2 protein-coding genes, 2 tRNA genes and 1 rRNA gene are annotated in these 4,492 nt (G+C 29.2%); all 5 read left to right on the forward strand.

What is annotated here, in order from left to right; all coding sequences use genetic code 11:
• Positions 1–2: 2 nt before the first annotated feature.
• A tRNA-Ile gene (locus KQI36_RS17480) sits at positions 3–79 on the forward strand.
• A 5-nt stretch (positions 80–84) separates the two neighbouring features.
• A tRNA-Ala gene (locus tag KQI36_RS17485) sits at positions 85–160 on the forward strand.
• A gap of 378 nt (positions 161–538) precedes the next feature.
• A complete protein-coding gene (locus KQI36_RS17490) occupies positions 539–2,380 on the forward strand; it encodes a C40 family peptidase (RefSeq protein ID WP_216452004.1) in 1,842 nt (613 codons plus the stop codon).
• A 119-nt stretch (positions 2,381–2,499) separates the two neighbouring features.
• Complete coding sequence (locus tag KQI36_RS17495; protein WP_216452005.1) at positions 2,500–3,642, forward strand: pyridoxal-phosphate-dependent aminotransferase family protein; 1,143 nt, start codon at positions 2,500–2,502, stop codon at positions 3,640–3,642.
• Between the two features lie 781 nt (positions 3,643–4,423).
• Positions 4,424–4,492: ribosomal RNA gene (locus KQI36_RS17500) — 16S ribosomal RNA — on the forward strand; the annotation flags it as partial.

A 4,492-nucleotide genomic window follows, 5' to 3' on the forward strand; every position in this document is an offset into this window, starting at 1 on the left:
AAGGATCTTTAGCTCAGTTGGTTAGAGCAACCGGCTCATAACCGGTAGGTCCGGGGTTCGAGTCCCTGAAGGTCCACCATATTTGGGGGTATAGCTCAGTTGGGAGAGCACCTGCCTTGCACGCAGGGGGTCAAGAGTTCGAATCTCTTTATCTCCACCATTAGCAGTTCGAAAGAACTGCTTTTTTTTATACTTTTTTACAAAATTCGACCTGATTCTATTAAACTTTTATATTAATTTACGATAATAATATATATTGTACAGTAGTAGAGAAAAAATTAATATTATATTGAAATTATAGCATTGAAATATAAAAAATTATTTTAAATATATATATAACTTATACCTTAATATTAAAATATATATTTTAAGGTAGATTTATGTCAATATAATGTAGAAAAAAAATAAAGCAATATTCAAACAATTAGCGCTAAATTAAGATATAATAAATTTGTATTAATTACTGTATATGTAAAAACATAGGAAGATAATATATTATTATGTACGAGGCAAATCAAATTAGGATGGAGGGACAATTTTGGAGAATTCTAAAAAAACGCTAGGAGCTATTGCTGCCACTATGTGTGTTTACTCGGTTATAGGAAGTAAGACTGCATTGGCTGCAGGAACTCAAGTAGGAATAATTACTGTAAATAATTTGAACGTTAGATCTGAAAACAATACTTCTTCAAAAGTAATAGGTTCATTAAATGAAAATACAAAGGTAACTGTTCTAGAGAAAAAGGGCGATTGGTATAAGATAGATTATAATGGACAAAATGCATGGGTTTTTGGAGAATATGTTAAGATGGGTGAAAGTGCAAATTCGGATAACTCTTCATCTAATATAAATAAAACTGGGATTGTTAATGTAATAGCATTGAATTTAAGAGAAGGTGCAGGTACAAATTATAATGTAGTTAAAACGTTACCAAAAGGTACAAGCGTATTGATAATGGAAAATCATGATGGATGGTATAAAATAAATGTAAATGGATCCATGGGTTATGTATCTTCTGAATATGTGAGTTTTTCAGAGAATATAACTAATAATGATAAAGTCACAGGGGAAAAGGGTAGAGTGAATGCAGATAGTTTAAATTTAAGAAGCGGTGCAGGAACTAATTATGGAGTTACAACCGTACTAGGAAAAGGAACAGAGGTAGATGTAGTAGAAAAATTAAATGGTTGGTATAAGGTAAAGACAAATGGTGTGATTGGTTATGTGTCTTCTGAATATATATCCTTATCAAGTGATGGTAATAATGGCAATAATAATAATAATCAAGCTGCAGGAACAAAAGGAACTATTAGTGCAGATGTTTTGAATGTAAGAAGTGGAGCTGGAACTAATTATAATGTTGTAGATTCATTAAGAAAAGGAACAGCTGTAGATATAATAGAAAGACTAAATGGTTGGTATAAAATTAGTGTAAATGGGACTACTGGATACGTTTCATCTGAATATGTAAATTTAAATGGAACAGGTGGAGAGTCTAATTCAGGAGGTTCTAATGAAACAGAAATTAATAAAACAGGATATGTAGATGCAGAGGCTTTATTTGTAAGGTCTGGTCCAGGTACATCATACAATCATTTAGGAATTTTGAACTCTAATGCTAAAGTTGAAATTTTATCTGAAAGCAATGGATGGTATAAAATAAAATATAGTAATGAAACAGGATATATTTGCAAAGATTATGTAAGTTTTAATTCTAATAATAATGAGAATAACAGTGGTAATATTGAAACCGTAAATAAAATAGTAGTAGTAACTGCAGCGGCTTTAAATGTAAGAAGTAGTGCAGATACAAATGGGAAAATTGTTGCAACATTAACATATGGAACTAAAAGCCAAGTAACTGCTCATTCAAATGGATGGTATAAAATATCTGTTCAAGGAATTGAGGGATGGATTTGTGGTGATTATGTTAAAATTTATGATGGCAGTGAAGAAGTTGGACCAATAGTTAAAGAAACTCCATTAATAGAATCTAGGTATATCGGAACAGATATAGCTAATAAAGCTAAGGAATATATTGGTGTTCCCTATTTATGGGGAGGATTTACACCACTAGGATTTGACTGCTCAGGATTAGTTCAATATGTATATAAACATTTTGGTATAAGTGTATCCAGAACAACTTACTATCAAGTTAATGAAGGTCAAACAGTTAGTAGAGGAAATCTTGTAGCAGGAGATTTAATATTTTTTACAACTAATGATGATGACCCAAATGATATTTCTCATGTTGGAATATATATAGGTGGAAATGAATTCATTCATGCACCAGGACCAGGAGAGTTTATTAAAATATCAAATTTAAGCAATGATTACTTTAATAGTAGGTACTATGTAGCAAAAAGAATAGTTAAATAAATTTTAAAGTTTTTAATTTATATTATATAATATAAGTAACAAAATTTAGTAGAGCATAAGATTAAAAGAAGAGCTTTTAATTTTATGCTTTTATATTAATTAAAAAGGGGTGGCAGTGAATGAGAAGTCCATACGTATTTACACCTGGACCAACATCAGTTAGGGAAAATGTTAGATTAGCAAGGGCACAACAATGTACTAATCCAGATTTAGATTTACAATTTTATGATTTCTATAAAGAAACCTGTGAAAAGATAGGAAAAATAATAAAGACCTCAAATCCAGTTTATATATTAAGTGGAGAAGGAATTTTGGGGCTAGATTCAGCATGTGCATCTTTAACAGAAGAAGGGGATAGGGTTTTAGTTATAGATAATGGTGTTTTTGGAGCTGGATTTGCTGACTTTGTGAAAATATATGGAGGAAAACCTGTTACATATAAGTCAGATAAAACTAAAGATATTAATATAGACCATTTAAGAAAGTTTTTAGAAAAGGATAGCAATTTTAAATATGCTACAATAGTGCATTGTGATACACCATCAGGGCTCTTAAACAATATAGACAAGGTATGTCCGTTATTAAAAGAGTTTAATATATTAACAGTGGTGGATACAGTTGCATCTATGGGTGGAGAGGATATAAGAGTTGATGAGTGGAAAATAGATATTGCACTTGGGGCATCACAAAAGGTTTTATCAGCTCAACCAGGTCTTACTATAGTATCTATTAGCGAAGATGCATTAAGAGTAATGGAAAATAGAAAAAAACCTATAATGGGATTTTATAATAATTTAACTATATGGAAAAATTATTATAAAGAAAAATGGTTTCCATATACTATGCCAATAAGCGATATAGTTAGTTTAGATGTAGCATTAGATAATATTTTAAACGAAGGTATAGAAAATGTTATAAAAAGACATTATAAATATGGAAATGCTGTAAGAAAAGCTATACTAGAATATGGGTTAGAGCTGTTTATAGAAAAAGGACAGGCTAACACAATAACAGCAGTTAAAATTCCAGAGTTTATAGGATGTGATAAACTAATAAAACATATGTTAGAAGAATATAATGTTTTAGTTGCAGGATCTTTTTCTTATATGAGTGGAAAAGTGGTAAGAATAGGACATATGGGAGAAAATGCAGACAAAGATAAATTAACATATTTGCTAAGTGTATTAGAGAAATCGCTTGTAGATTTGGGATATAATAATAAAAATAAAAGCTTAGTTGAAGAATTTTTGAAAGAATTATAATTTAATAAATGAAAATAGAGCTATCACTTTGTTGATTTAAAAAGAAAATGAAGTGATAGTTTTTTAATATAAAAAATTAATCTATATAAAGACAAAACTTTTTAACTTATTTATTAAATGAGGCACTAATAGTTGTAAGCTTATTTTAGTTAATAGTTATGGTGATTATTACTTGCTATGTTTCTAATAATACTAAACGTACTTTTTTAGGATCAACTTTGATTGCTTTAGGTTCTATTTATATTTTTTCTTAATTAATAACAAAAATTTGATAAATAAATTTAATTAGAGTTTGTTTTTTTATATAATTATTCAAGTGAATAAACTCAAAATTCACATTAAACCTCTAAATTTAGGAATTTTAAAGAACTAAGTAAAACAAACAGAACCTAGTGTGTCAACAATAGTAAATTAAAGAAAGAAAAAGGAAAATAAACTATGATAAGATTTAAGTAATAATATTGCAGTTAATATATGTATAAATAATTAAATTACAGTATATAATAAATCTTGTCGCTAGGGCAACCAAGTAAGTAACTCAAGCGATAAGGATTTAAACTTTAAAAAACTTTTTACAAAAAGGTATTGACAAAAAAGTTTAAATCTAGTAAACTTGTAAAAGTCGTCAGGTGATGACGAATTGGTCTTTGAAAATTAAACAGATAAATATAGGTAAAACCAGTTAATTCATTTGAGAATCTATTTTGTAGATACTCACATCGAAAGATGTAAAAAAATTGACTATTATAGTCAGCAAATTGCTTGAAGCAGTTCAAACTTTTAAATTGAGAGTTTGATCCTGGCTCAGGACGAACGCTGGCGGCGTGCCTAACACATGCAAGTCGAGCGA

Source organism: Clostridium senegalense, assembly GCF_018916625.1.
In the GTDB taxonomy this organism is placed as follows: Bacteria; Bacillota; Clostridia; order Clostridiales; family Clostridiaceae; genus Clostridium_J; species Clostridium_J senegalense.